The sequence below is a fragment of the Amycolatopsis thermoflava N1165 genome (assembly GCF_000473265.1).
GTDB classification, from domain to species: domain Bacteria; phylum Actinomycetota; class Actinomycetes; order Mycobacteriales; family Pseudonocardiaceae; genus Amycolatopsis_E; species Amycolatopsis_E thermoflava.
In genome coordinates this window covers 7,454,823-7,467,124 of sequence record NZ_KI421511.1, presented here as the reverse complement: position 1 = coordinate 7,467,124, position 12,302 = coordinate 7,454,823, and the positions used below count along the sequence as shown (strand labels likewise).

General features: G+C 71.6%; 8 protein-coding genes. 5 read left to right on the top strand and 3 right to left on the bottom strand.

Going from position 1 to position 12,302, the window contains the following annotated elements; all coding sequences use genetic code 11:
- Positions 1-24 precede the first annotated feature (24 nt).
- The 3 genes from AMYTH_RS0137035 (at position 25) to AMYTH_RS0137025 (ending at position 2,198) form a co-directional block, all read left to right on the top strand.
- On the top strand, positions 25-567 hold the full coding sequence (locus tag AMYTH_RS0137035; protein ID WP_027934452.1) for a TetR/AcrR family transcriptional regulator: 543 nt from the start codon (positions 25-27) through the stop codon (positions 565-567).
- Positions 568-630: 63 nt separating this feature from the next.
- Positions 631-1,428, top strand: a complete 798-nt coding sequence (locus AMYTH_RS0137030) for a 2-keto-4-pentenoate hydratase (protein WP_027934451.1) — start codon at positions 631-633, stop codon at positions 1,426-1,428.
- Positions 1,425-2,198 (top strand): 2-keto-4-pentenoate hydratase, encoded by a 774-nt coding sequence (locus AMYTH_RS0137025; RefSeq protein WP_027934450.1) that lies wholly within the window; start codon positions 1,425-1,427, stop codon positions 2,196-2,198. The genes AMYTH_RS0137030 and AMYTH_RS0137025 overlap by 4 nt, the downstream gene beginning before the upstream one ends.
- Position 2,199: 1 nt before the next feature.
- Here the strand turns inward: AMYTH_RS0137025 and AMYTH_RS0137020 are convergent, their stop codons facing one another.
- The 3 genes from AMYTH_RS0137020 to AMYTH_RS0137010 form a co-directional block, all read right to left on the bottom strand.
- Complete coding sequence (locus AMYTH_RS0137020; RefSeq protein WP_027934449.1) at positions 2,200-4,206, bottom strand: phage holin family protein; 2,007 nt, start codon at positions 4,204-4,206, stop codon at positions 2,200-2,202.
- Complete coding sequence (locus tag AMYTH_RS0137015) at positions 4,203-4,787, bottom strand: DedA family protein (protein WP_020421754.1); 585 nt, start codon at positions 4,785-4,787, stop codon at positions 4,203-4,205. The genes AMYTH_RS0137020 and AMYTH_RS0137015 overlap by 4 nt, the downstream gene beginning before the upstream one ends.
- A gap of 151 nt (positions 4,788-4,938) precedes the next feature.
- Positions 4,939-5,724 carry an MBL fold metallo-hydrolase gene (locus AMYTH_RS0137010; RefSeq protein ID WP_027934448.1) on the bottom strand — a complete coding sequence of 262 codons (786 nt, stop codon included), beginning with the start codon at positions 5,722-5,724 and terminating at the stop codon, positions 4,939-4,941.
- 488 nt (positions 5,725-6,212) lie between these two features.
- On the opposite strand from AMYTH_RS0137010, the gene gltB reads away from it, so the two are divergent.
- Positions 6,213-10,742 (top strand): glutamate synthase large subunit, encoded by a 4,530-nt coding sequence (gene gltB, locus AMYTH_RS0137005; protein WP_027934447.1) that lies wholly within the window; start codon positions 6,213-6,215, stop codon positions 10,740-10,742.
- The gene (locus tag AMYTH_RS0137000) at positions 10,735-12,186 is read left to right on the top strand and encodes a glutamate synthase subunit beta (protein ID WP_027934446.1); all 1,452 of its coding nucleotides are present in this window, start codon (positions 10,735-10,737) and stop codon (positions 12,184-12,186) included. The genes gltB and AMYTH_RS0137000 overlap by 8 nt, the downstream gene beginning before the upstream one ends.
- Positions 12,187-12,302: the final 116 nt, after the last annotated feature.

Sequence of the window (12,302 nt, the reverse complement as noted above, 5' to 3'; positions counted from 1 at the left end):
CGTTTATATGATACGGTAGCACACATGGGACACCGGGAGAACTTGCTGATCGCGGCACGGGACTGCCTCCTCCGCGCCGGCTACGCGCGCACCACCGCGCGTGACCTGGCCGCCGCTTCCGGCGCGAACCTGGCGTCGATCAACTACCACTTCGGGTCGAAGGAGGGCCTGCTCACGCGAGCGCTGAACGACCTGAACGCCGAGTGGGGCGAGCTGCTGTTCCAGGCGCTCGGCGAGGGCGACACGAACGAGGCGCGCTGGGGCCGGATCATCGAGTCGATCCAGGCGAACCGGCAGCTGTGGTTCGTGAACTTCGAGGGTGTCGCCTACCTGCAGCACGACGAGAAGATCCGCGAGATGAACGCGCGGGGCCAGCAGGCCGCGCGCACGGCGCTCGCGCAGGCGTTCGCCGGGCTCGGGCCGGACGCGGACCCGGACCGGGTGCGGATCGCCGGCTCGCACTACTACTCGCTGCTGGTCGGGGTCGCGTTGCAGTGGCTCACCGATCCGGGCAACGCGCCGACCGCGGCGGAGATCGTCGCGGCGGACCAGGGGGCGCGGGTCTGACGCGTGCCGCCCAGCGGGACGCGATGGTTGCGATCGGCGGGGGCGGCCACGAGAGTTCAGGCCATGGATGCGACAGCGGTGCGGGAGGCGGCCGACCTCCTGCTGCAGGCCTACGCGGCGGGCAAGCCCATCGCGCCCCTGATCGAGACCTACCCGGGCGCGACCGTCGAGGACGCCTACCGGATCCAGCTCGACCAGGTGCGCGTGTGGACCGAGGGCGGCGACGAGATCAAGGGCCACAAGGTGGGCCTGGCCTCGGCCGCGATGCAGCGTCAGATGGGCGTCGACCAGCCCGACTACGGGCACCTCACCGGCACCATGTTCCACCTCGAGCACCAGCCGATCCCGGTCGACAGCTTCCTGCAGCCGCGGATCGAGCCGGAGATCGCGTTCGTGCTCGGGCGGAAGCTGTCCGGGCCCGGCGTGACGGTGGCCGACGCGGTGCGTGCCGTGGACTTCGTGGTGCCCGCGCTGGAGATCGTGGACTCCCGCATCGAGGACTGGCGCATTTCGATCGTCGACACCATCGCCGACAACGCGTCCTCGGGCGGGGTGGTGCTGGGCAGCAGGCCGACCGCACTGTCCTCGGTGGACCTGCGCCTGGCCGGCTGCACGCTGCACTCGGGCGGTGAGCTGGTGGCGACCGGGGCGGGCGGCGCGGTGCTCGGGTCGCCGCTGAACGCGCTGGTGTGGCTGGCGAACACCGTCGGCCCGCTGGGCATCGACCTGGAGCCGGGGCACGTGGTGCTGCCCGGGTCGATGACGAAGGCGATCCCGTTGCGCCCCGGTGACACGGTGGTCTCGACGGTGGCGGGGCTGGGCAGTGTGACGGCTGTGTTCGGGTCGAAGGAGGACGCGTGAGCGGGTGGAGCATCGCCGAGGCGGCGCGGGTGCTGCTGGCGGCGGAGGACGCGGGAACGGCGCGCGGCCCGATCACCGAGGAGTGGCCCGGCCTGGACGTGCGCACCGCGTACGCGGTGCAGGACGAGGCGTTGCGGTTGCGGCTCGCGCGCGGCGAAAAACTCATCGGGCTCAAACTGGGCCTGACGTCGAAGGCGAAGCAGGAGCGCATGGGCGTGGACCGCCCGGTGATGGCCTGGCTGACCGACGCCATGGTGCTGCCTGCCGCGGACCCGGTGCCGAAGCTGATCCACCCGCGGGCCGAGCCGGAGATCGTGTTCGTGCTGGGCTCGCGCCTGGCGGGCCCCGGCGTGACGGCGGCCACCGCGATGGCGGCGGTGGACCGGGTGTACGGCGGGATCGAGGTCATCGACTCGCGGTACGCCGACTTCCGGTTCGCCGCACCGGACACCATCGCCGACAACGCCTCGTCGAGCGTGTTCCGGGTCGGCTCGGTGGGGGTCGCGCCCACCGGGCTGGACCTGACGCTGGAGGCGTGCCTGCTGGAGGCCGACGGAGCGATCGTGGACAGCGCGACCGGCGCGGCCGTGCTCGGTCACCCCGGCGAGGCGCTCGCACTGGCCGCCAACGCACTGGCGGAACGGGGCCTGGCGCTGGAGGCCGGATGGATCGTGCTGACCGGCGGCCTCACCGACGCCGTACCCGTTTCGCCGGGCACCCGGGTGGCGGCACACTTCACCAGCCTGGGTTCGGTGACGCTCGCGGGCTGACTCACTCGGGCTCGGGATGGCCCAGCTTCGTCAGCCACACCCGGAACAACCGGTGCAGCGACTCGGCCCCCACCAGCTCACCGGGCGGCTCGAACTCCTTGGGGTAGATGAGGAACCCGCGCTCCTGCTCCCCGCCGAGCCCGCCGTGCGAGCCGACGTGGATCTCGAACGGCGAGGCCTCCCCGGTTTCCGGGTCCCACCGGCTGTTGATCATGATGTCGGCGCAGTGCGGGAAGGTGTCCACGCGGCGGATCAGGTCCGGGGCGTGCTCCCCGTACAGCGCCAGCGGGTCCTCCCCGAGCACCTCGCCCGAAGCCAGCCGGTGGACGCCGTCACGGCCGAGCACGACCGGGCCGTGGACGTCGCTGCGCACCAGCATGAACCCGATGCCCGGGTGGTCGACGAGCGCGGGCAGCAGCTCCGGGTACTCACGCTCGATCGTCTCCAGCGAGACCCGGCCGTCGTGCTCGGTGAACGACACCATCCCGACGTGGCCGGACACCACGACGACCACGCCGGGCGCCACGCGAGTCACTTCGTGCCGCTCGTCCTCCCGTGGCCGGTGCTCGATGCGCCGCGCCCCGGTCACCCGCTCCTGCAGGCGGGTGGCGACCGGGCCGCCGGACACCGCTTCCGGGGCCGGCCCGCCGCACAGCCGCCCGACCAGCTCCTCCAGTGACTCGCCGAACCGGTGCGCGAACGCCCACCCCTGCGTCTGGCCGTGATCGGACAGCACCACCAGGTGGTAGGGCCGCGGCCCGAGCCGGGAAGCCCGGTGCAGCCGCCCGATCTGCTGGTCGATCGCCCGCAGCACGGCGAGCGTGTCGAACCGTTCGATGCCGGAGTGGTGGGCGACCTCGTCGTAGCCGAGGAAGTCCGCGTAGACCACGGGGCGGCCGTTGAGCATGTCCTCCAGCACCGCGGACACCACGACGTCCCGGGAGATGACCGTGGTGCCGGTCCGGGCGACCGGGTAGATCCCGCCGCGCGGCACCCGCGGCACCACGCCCGCCCGCCGCTGCCGCGCCGACGCCGAGACCTCGCGGACGATGTCGACCAGCGCCGAACCCAACGTGCGCAACGCGTTCACCGGGTTGGCGAAGTAGGCGTAGTAGCCCGCGCCGACGCGGTCCGCACGGCGTCGGCGCAGGCCTCTGGGCAGCAGCACGGACACGGCGCTCATGGTGAGGCTGACGTGGGGCGCGTCGCCGGTGAAGAGGTTGCCGTGGCTGGCGCCGTCGACGGCGAGCAGGCCGCGGCCGTTCGAGTGCCGCCGCTCGATCTCGGCCGCGTCGCGCGGGTGGGCGCACGCCATCACGTGGTCGCGGTCCTTTTCGTACCAGCGGAAGCCGAGGATGTCGTGGTTGGAGCCGTGCAGGATGCCGCACACGCTCGCGCCGGTCTGCGAGCTCCAGTCGGTCTGCCAGCGCACCAGCGCGTGGCTGTCCTCGGCGAGCCAGCGCGCCAGGGTCGGCATGTCGCCGTCCCGCACCGCGCGGCGCACGACGTCGTACCCGAGGCCGTCGACCTGCAGGAAGATCAGCCCGGGCGGCAGGTCCGGTCCGGGGTCCGGGCAGCGGCGCGACCGACGGCGGGCGCGACGGAAGAACACCTCGTCCTCGTCGATGGCCAGCACGCTCGACACCACGCCGCTGACCGCGGACACCCCGACCACGACGAGGAACCCGGTGCGCAGCCCGTTGACCTCGACCCCCGGCACAACCGCGAACGCCGCCACCGCGCCCGCGCCGAGCACCAGGAAGCTGCCGATACCGAGCGTGAACAACGCCAGCGGCAACGCGACCCGCAGGACTTGCGGCCACACCACGGCGGTCAGCAGGCTCAGCAGCAGGCCGCACACCAGTGGCTGCCACCAGTCCGGCATCGCGAAGCCGTCGAGCAGGTCGTCCATGCCGACGAGCGCCAGCGACGTGGTCAGCCACACCAGGGCGAACCGCGCGAGCGACCGTCCACGCCGGAACAGCCGGCCCCTCTCCGCCGTTGTCATCCCCGGTTCCCCACCCTTTCCCTGCGGCGCTTCGCCACCAGGTTGATCACCCCGGTGACCAGCAAGACCAGCACGGCGGCCAGCAACGTCGCGACGAGCGGCGAGTCGAACAGGCCGCCGCTGAGCACGCCGAGCAACGCGTACGCGACCGCCCACAGCACGCACGCCACGGCCGTCGCGGGCAACAGCCGTCGCCACGGGTAGGCGATCGCGCCCGCGGCCAGCAGCACGGGGATGCGCCCGGCCGGCAGCAACCGCCCGACGACCACGAGCTGCCACCCCTGCCGCGCGAACCGCCGCCGGGCCGCGACGAGACGTTCCGGCTTCTGCCCGCGGGCCAGCCAGCGGACCGCCGCGTCACTGCCCAGCCGCGCGACGGCGAAGGTCACGACGTCACCCACCATCGCGCCCGCAGCGGCCAGCAGCAGCACCAAGGGCAACGACAGGTGCCCGGTCGTCATGGCGATCGCGGCCGCCGCACCGACGACGGCGCCGGTCGGGACGATCGGCACGATCGAGCCGACGAGGACGCCCAGGAAGAGGGTCGGGTAGCCGACGCTGGAGAGGTCGGTCCAGTTCACCCAGCCACCCCATCACGCACCCGCCCCGGCCCGGTGACCGCCGCGCCGACGATCGCCGATCTCACACCGACGAGCGCGGAACTCGCGCACCACCCCGCGAGTCCCACGCTCAGGCGGGCGAAGTCCGCGGTTGCGGGCTCTGCGGGTGGCCTCATCGGGGGGACCTGTGCAGCTGCACCGGCTCGCCGGGCTCCGTGAGGGCCACCGTGGTCGGCAGGCCGCGGTCCGCCACCTCCGCCGCGAACGTTCGTGGCGGTGCGACCAGCAACCGCCGCATGCGGGGGGTTCGCGCCAGGCCGGGGACGGCCAGCGTCCCCCAGTGCACGGGCACCGCCACGCGCGGCTGCACCAGTGCGACCGCCTCCGCGGCCCGCGTCGGGTCCAGGTGCCCGGGGCCGAGGTTCGGCCCCCATCCCCACACCGGCAGCAACGCCACGTCCACCGGGCCGAGCTCGGCCATCCCCGGGTACAGGTCCGTGTCCCCGGCGACGTACACCCGCACCCCCGGCGCCTCCACGACATGACCGTTCGCGCGGGCCTGCGGGCCGTGCGTGAAACGCGGCCCCCAGCGGTGCCCCGAGTGGTCCGCCGGCACCGCGGTCACCCGCAGGTCGCCGAACGGCAACTGCTCCCCGATGTCCAGTTCCGCCACTGCCGAAAACCCCCGCCGTCGCATCCACGCGCCGGCCCCGCGCGGCACCACGATCGGCACGTCCCGCCCCAGCAGCCGCAGCGACGGCGCGTGCAGGTGGTCGCCGTGCAGGTGGGAGATCAGCACCAGATCGACGTCGGCGTAGGCGGCGGGGTCCAGCGGCGGCGCGACTCGCACCAGCCCACCCACCGTGCGCGTCAGCACGGGGTCGGTCAGCACGACCCGGCCGGCGATCTCCAGTCGGACCGTCGAGTGGCCGAGGAAACGCATCGCCAGGCCGTCCATGACCCCGAGTATCCCGGCCGGAAGGCGCTCCGCGTCCGTAACACCTTGATTACTTAATCGGACACTCACTCGAACCGGTGAATCGATCACGGCACCCCACCGGCACATCTTTGCGCAGGTCAACGCTGGTGCAACGGTACTTCCACACCGGAGGCTGTCGCGTCAACGTCCGTATGGCATATGCCACGAGGTCCGCTCGACGTATGTCGATAACGGCGAGTTCACACTACTGTCATAAGACCCGGCGAACCCGGGGGTAACTGGCGCGCCGCGGGAACCCGCCCACCACAACCCGGGGAACTCGCTGATGCGCGCCAGCGGCCCGAAGACGTGCCGACCGGCGGCCACCCAACGACGTGTGGCCGGTGTGCCGAGTCCTGCCCTCGTTCAGGCGACTCGGACTTCTGCTCTCGACTGACCATCGCGCAGGAGGGCTGTTGCGTTAACAACAGCCCGTGCCGCGCCCACGTGTGAGGAGACGGCCAGCCGTGACCCGCCACAGTGTTCGCAAGCCGGAAGGCTTGTACGACGCGCAATACGAGCACGATGCCTGCGGTGTCGCGTTCGTCGCCGATATGTCCGGCCGACGCAGTCACGACATCGTCACCAAGGCCCTGACGGCCCTGCGCAACCTCGAACACCGTGGCGCCAGAGGAGCGGAACCGGAGACCGGCGACGGCGCGGGCATCCTGATCCAGGTCCCGGACGCGTTCTTCCGCGAGGTCGTCGACTTCGAGCTGCCCGAAGCGGGCCATTACGCCGTGGGCACCGCGTTCCTGCCGGTCGACGAGACCGCTCGTGGCCGCGCGATGAGCGCGATCGAGGGCCTCGTCGCGGAGGAGGGCCTGCGTGTCCTGGGCTGGCGCGAGGTCCCGGTGGACACCGAGCACGTCGGGCCGACGGCGGCCTCGACCATGCCGCACTTCGCGCAGCTGTTCCTGGCCTCGCGCGAAGGCCTGCGCACCGGGCTGGACCTGGAGCGCGCCGCGTTCTGCGTGCGCAAGCGCGCCGAGCACCTGCTGGCCGACGAGGACGTGTACTTCCCGAGCCTGTCCGCCCGGACGATCGTCTACAAGGGAATGCTCACCGAGCCGCAGGTACCGCGGTTCTTCCCGGACCTGACCGACGAGCGCGTGACGAGCGCGATCGGGCTGGTGCACTCCCGCTTCTCCACCAACACGTTCCCGTCGTGGCCGCTGGCCCACCCGTACCGGTACGTGGCGCACAACGGCGAGATCAACACGCTGCGCGGTAACCGGAACTGGATGGACGCGCGCGAGTCGATGCTGTCCACCGACCTGATCCCGGGTGACCTCAAGCGGATCTACCCGATCATCACCCGCGGCGCGAGCGACTCGGCGAGCTTCGACGAGGTCCTCGAACTGCTGCACCTGGGCGGCCGCAGCCTGCCGCACGCGGTGCTGATGATGATCCCCGAAGCCTGGGAGAACCACGAGGAGATGGACGAGGCGCGCCGCGCCTTCTACGAGTTCCACTCCACGCTGATGGAGCCGTGGGACGGCCCGGCGCTGGTGTCGTTCACCGACGGCACCCAGATCGGCGCGGTGCTGGACCGCAACGGCCTGCGCCCGGCGCGGTACTGGGTCACCGAGGACGGCCTGGTCGTGCTCGCCAGCGAGGTCGGCGTGCTGGAGCTGGACCAGTCGACGATCGTGAAGAAGGGCCGGCTGGAGCCGGGCCGCATGTTCCTCGTCGACACGGCCGAGGGCCGCATCATCGACGACGAGGAGATCAAGGGGCAGCTGGCCGCCGAGCACCCGTACGGCGACTGGGTCGACCAGGGCCTGGTGCGCCTGGAAGAGCTGCCCGAGCGCGAGCGCGAGGTGCCCACGCATGCGTCGCTGGTGCGCCGCCAGCAGGCCTTCGGCTACACCGAGGAAGAGCTGGACACGCTGCTGTCGCCGATGGCGAAATCCGGCGCCGAGCCGATCGGCTCGATGGGCAACGACTCGCCGCTCGCGCCGCTGTCGTCCGGCCCGCGGCCGATCTTCGACTACTTCATCCAGCTGTTCGCCCAGGTCACCAACCCCCCGCTGGACGCGATCCGTGAGGAGCTGGTGACGTCGCTGGGCACCCAGCTCGGCGCGCAGCCGAACCTGCTGGAGGCCACCGGCGAGTCGTGCCGCCGCGTCGTCCTGCCGTTCCCGGTGCTGGACAACGACGAGCTGGCCAAGCTGGTGCACATCAACGACGACGGCGACCTGCCGGAGTTCACCGCCGTCACCATCCACGGTCTCTACGACGTGCACGGCGGCGGGGACGCGCTGCTGGCGCGCCTGGAGGAGATCCGCACCGAGGTGTCCAACGCGATCTCCGAGGGCGCGCGGCTGATCGTGCTGTCCGACCGCGGGGTCGACGCCGACCACGCGGCCATCCCGTCGCTGCTGCTCACCGGCGCGGTGCACCACCACCTGGTGCGGCAGAAGACCCGCACGCAGGTCGGCATCATCGCCGAGACCGCCGACGCCCGCGAGGTGCACCACATCGCGCTGCTGCTGGGTTACGGCGCCGCCGCGGTCAACCCGTACCTGGCGATGGCCACGGTCGAGGAGCTGGCCCGCGACGGCAAGATCCCGGGCGTCACCGCGCAGCAGGCGACCCGCAACCTGATCAAGGCGCTGGGCAAGGGCGTCCGCAAGACCATGTCGAAGATGGGAGTGTCCACTGTGGCCTCCTACACCGGCGCGCAGATCTTCGAGGCGCTCGGCCTGTCGCAGGAGGTCATCGACACCTGCTTCACCGGCACTACCTCGCGGCTGGGCGGCGTCGGCTTCGACGTGCTGCACGAGGAGGTCCGGCAGCGGCACGCCCGCGCGTTCCCGCGCGACGGGTTCCGGCCGAACCACCGCGAGCTGGAGATCGGCTCGGACTACCAGTGGCGGCGCGAGGGCGAGCCGCACCTGTTCAACCCGCACACGGTCTTCAAGCTGCAGCACTCCACGCGCACCGGCCGCTACGAGGTGTTCAAGGAGTACACGAACGCCGTCGACGAGCAGTCGAAGAAGCTGTTCACGCTGCGCGGCCTGTTCGAGCTGAAGGAGGGCGTGCGCCCGCCGGTGCCGATCGAGGAGGTCGAGCCGGTCTCCGAGATCGTCAAGCGGTTCGCCACCGGCGCCATCTCCTACGGCTCGATCTCGCAGGAGATGCACGAGACGCTGGCGATCGCGATGAACCGGCTGGGCGGCAAGTCCAACACCGGTGAGGGCGGCGAGGACCCGGAGCGGCTGTACGACCCGGAGCGGCGCAGCGCCGTGAAGCAGGTCGCCAGCGGCCGGTTCGGCGTCACCAGCGAGTATCTGGTCAACGCCGACGACATCCAGATCAAGATGGCGCAGGGCGCGAAGCCCGGCGAGGGCGGCCAGCTGCCCGGCGCGAAGGTGTACCCGTGGATCGCCAAGACGCGGCACTCCACGCCGGGTGTGGGCCTGATTTCCCCGCCGCCGCACCACGACATCTACTCGATCGAGGACCTGGCGCAGCTGATCCACGACCTGAAGAACGCCAACCCGGCGGCCCGCATCCACGTGAAGCTGGTGTCCGAGGTCGGCGTCGGCACGGTCGCGGCGGGTGTGTCGAAGGCGCACGCGGACGTCGTGCTGATCTCCGGTCACGACGGCGGCACCGGCGCCTCGCCGCTGTCCTCGATCAAGCACGCGGGCGGCCCGTGGGAGCTGGGCCTGGCCGAGACGCAGCAGACGCTGCTGGCCAACCGGCTGCGCGACCGGATCGTGGTGCAGACCGACGGCCAGCTCAAGACCGGCCGCGATGTGGTGATCGCCGCGCTGCTCGGCGCCGAGGAGTTCGGTTTCGCGACCGCGCCGCTGGTGGTGTCCGGCTGCATCATGATGCGCGTCTGCCACCTGGACACCTGCCCGGTCGGCGTCGCGACGCAGAACCCGAAGCTGCGCGAGAAGTTCAGCGGCAAGGCCGAGTACGTGGTGAACTTCTTCGAGTTCATCGCGCAGGAGGTGCGCGAGTACCTGGCGCGGCTGGGCTTCCGGTCGATCGAGGAGGCCGTCGGGCACGCCGAGGTGCTCGACACCCGTCCCGCGGTCGACCACTGGAAGGCGCGCGGGCTGGACCTGTCGCCGATCTTCCACGTGCCCGAGCTGGAGCCGCGCGCCGCGCGGCACCAGGTGGTCAAGCAGGACCACGGCCTGGAGAAGGCGCTGGACAATACGCTGATCCAGCTCGCCGAGGGCGCGCTGAACTCCGGCGACAAGGTGCGGCTGGAACTGCCGGTGCGCAACGTGAACCGGACCGTCGGCACCATGCTCGGGTCGGAGCTGACCAAGCGCTGGGGCGGCGAGGGCCTGCCGGACGACACGATCGACGTGACCTTCACCGGCACCGCCGGCCAGTCGTTCGGCGCGTTCATCCCGAAGGGCATCACGCTGCGGCTGTTCGGCGACGGCAACGACTACGTGGGCAAGGGCCTCTCCGGTGGCCGCATCATCGTGCGGCCGCCCAAGGAGGCGAAGTTCGACACGTCGGCGAACATCATCGCGGGCAACGTGATCGGCTACGGCGCGACCGGCGGGCAGATCTTCCTGCGCGGCAAGGTCGGCGAGCGGTTCTGCGTGCGCAACTCGGGCGCGCTGGCCGTCGTGGAGGGCGTCGGCGACCACGGCTGCGAGTACATGACCGGCGGTCGCGTGGTCGTGCTCGGGCCGACCGGCCGCAACTTCGCCGCGGGCATGTCCGGCGGGATCGCCTACGTGCTCGACCTGTCGCCGTTGCGGGTGAACCCGGAGATGGTCGACGTGGACCCGCTGGACGACGAGGACGTCGAGTTCCTGCGGGACGCGGTCGAGGCGCACTTCGTGGAGACCGAGTCGCCGGTGGCGCGGGAGCTGCTGGCCGACTGGGAGACCACGATCGCCCGGTTCGCCAAGGTCATGCCCAAGGACTACAAGCGGGTCCTGGCCGCGCAGGCGGAAGCCGAGCGCGACGGCCGGGACGTGAACGAAGCCATCATGGAGGCCGCACATGGCTGACCCCAAGGGTTTTCTGACGACGCCGCGCGAGACGCCGAAGACCCGGCCGGTGCCGTTGCGGCTGCTCGACTGGCGCGAGGTGTACGAGGACTTCGCGTCCAGCAAGCTGGAGAAGCAGGCCGGCCGCTGCATGGACTGCGGCATCCCGTTCTGCCACCAGGGCTGCCCGCTGGGCAACCTGATCCCGGAGTGGAACACGCTGGTCTGGAGCGACGACTGGCGCGACGCGATCGAGCGGCTGCACGCCACGAACAACTTCCCGGAGTTCACCGGGACGCTGTGCCCGGCGCCGTGCGAGACCGCGTGCGTGCTCGGGATCAACGACGACCCGGTGACGATCAAGCGGGTCGAGATCTCCATCGTGGACCGCGCGTGGGAGGAGGGCTGGATCACGCCGCAGCCCCCGAAGACGCGCACCGGCAAGAAGGTCGCGGTGGTCGGGTCCGGTCCGTCGGGTCTGGCGGCGGCGCAGCAGCTGACCCGCGCCGGGCACGACGTGGTCGTGTTCGAGCGGGCCGACGCGATCGGCGGGCTGCTGCGGTACGGCATCCCCGAGTTCAAGATGGAGAAGCGCAGGCTGGACCGGCGGCTGGACCAGATGCGGGCCGAGGGTACGGAGTTCCGCACCGGCGTGAACGTCGGCGTCGACATCACGGCGGAAGAGCTGCGGACTGAGTATGACGCGGTGGTGCTGGCCGGTGGCGCGACCGCGTGGCGCGACCTGCCGGTCCAGGGCCGCGAGATCCCGGGCATCTACCAGGCGATGGAGTTCCTGCCGCTGGCGAACCGGGTGGCGTCGGGCGAGCTGGAGTCGTCACCGATTTCGGCCGAGGGCAAGCACGTCGTGGTGATCGGCGGCGGTGACACCGGCGCGGACTGCGTCGGCACGTCGCACCGGCAGGGCGCGCTTTCGGTGACGCAGCTGGAGATCATGCCCCGCCCGCCGGAGACCCGGTCGGAGGCCCACCCGTGGCCGACGTACCCGATGATCTTCCGGGTGTCCTCGGCGCACGAGGAGGGCGGCGAGCGGCTGTACTCGGTGAGCACGCAGGAGTTCCTCGCCGACGAGGACGGGAACCTGCGGGCGCTGCGGCTGGTCGAGGTCCGCAACGAGGGCGGGAAGTTCGTCGAGGTCGAGGGCACCGAGCGGGAGCTGCCCGCGCAGCTGGTGCTGCTGGCGATGGGCTTCGTCGGCCCGCAGCGCGAAGGCCTGCTCGAGCAGCTCGGCGTGGAGCTGGACGCGCGCGGCAACGTCGCGCGGGACGCGGATTTCCGCACCAGCGTGGAGAACGTGTTCGTGGCCGGTGACATGGGCCGCGGGCAGTCGCTGATCGTGTGGGCGATCGCCGAGGGCCGCTCCGCCGCGGCCGGTGTGGACGCCTACCTGACCGGCCGGAACGTCCTGCCGGCGCCGATCGCGCCGACGGACCGGCCGATCGCCTAGAGCCCCGGGGCGGGCCGCCGCGGCAACGAAGCCACGACGGCCCGCCCCGAGCCCAGCTCTTCGCGCCACCGCCCTTCGCGCCACACCGAAGCGGCGCGGATTCCAGGTGACGCAGG

Excerpts from the sequence above, each read along its gene's own strand:
- AMYTH_RS0137030 (WP_027934451.1), top strand. The coding sequence starts at position 631 with ATGGATGCGACAGCGGTGCGGGAGGCGGCCGACCTCCTGCTGCAGGCC.
- AMYTH_RS0137020 (WP_027934449.1), bottom strand. The coding sequence starts at position 4,206 with ATGACAACGGCGGAGAGGGGCCGGCTGTTCCGGCGTGGACGGTCGCTC.
- AMYTH_RS0137000 (WP_027934446.1), top strand. The coding sequence starts at position 10,735 with ATGGCTGACCCCAAGGGTTTTCTGACGACGCCGCGCGAGACGCCGAAG.
- AMYTH_RS0137035 (WP_027934452.1), top strand. The coding sequence starts at position 25 with ATGGGACACCGGGAGAACTTGCTGATCGCGGCACGGGACTGCCTCCTC.
- AMYTH_RS0137010 (WP_027934448.1), bottom strand. The coding sequence starts at position 5,724 with ATGGACGGCCTGGCGATGCGTTTCCTCGGCCACTCGACGGTCCGACTG.